Genomic DNA, 611 nt, shown 5'->3' with positions numbered 1-611 from the left:
ACCGAGGCGCGCAAGGCCGGCTTGATTGGTGCGATTGCCTTGCTGTTGGGGACGGTGCTGCCGTTTATCGTGGGCGCGAGTATCGCCTGGGCGTTTGGTTATCGCGATGCGATCAGCATGACCACCATCGGCGCGGGCGCGGTGACGTACATCGTCGGGCCGGTGACCGGGGCGGCGTTGGGTGCAAGCTCGGATGTGGTGGCGCTGTCCATCGCGACTGGGTTGATCAAGGCGATCCTGGTGATGGTGGGCACGCCCATGGCGGCACGCTGGATGGGCCTGGATAACCCGCGCTCGGCGATGGTGTTCGGTGGTTTGGCCGGCACGGTGAGCGGTGTGACGGCAGGCCTGGCGGCGACGGACCGGCGGCTGGTGCCGTATGGCGCGTTGACTGCCACCTTTCACACCGGGCTTGGGTGTTTGCTGGGGCCGTCGGTGCTGTACTTCATCGTGCGCGGGATTGTCGGCTGACCCGAGAGGTGTCGACCGCTTTTGTGGCGAGGGAGCTTGCTCCCGCTGGAGCGCGAAGCGGTCCCAATGCATTCTTCCTGAAACAACGCGGGCGCTGATTTTACGACTGCTGCGCAGCCGAGCGGGAGCAAGCTCCCTCG

General features: G+C 65.8%; 1 protein-coding gene. It reads left to right on the top strand.

The window, feature by feature from the left end; translation table 11 throughout:
• A partial coding sequence (gene madM / locus HX846_RS31085; protein ID WP_178966861.1) for a malonate transporter subunit MadM occupies nt 1-471 on the top strand: 471 nt, incomplete at its 5' end.
• Nucleotides 472-611 lie beyond the last annotated feature (140 nt).

Source organism: Pseudomonas sp. K5002 (genome assembly GCF_013386655.1).
Lineage (GTDB): Bacteria > Pseudomonadota > Gammaproteobacteria > Pseudomonadales > Pseudomonadaceae > Aquipseudomonas.
This window is presented reverse-complemented; position numbering and strand designations above follow the sequence as displayed.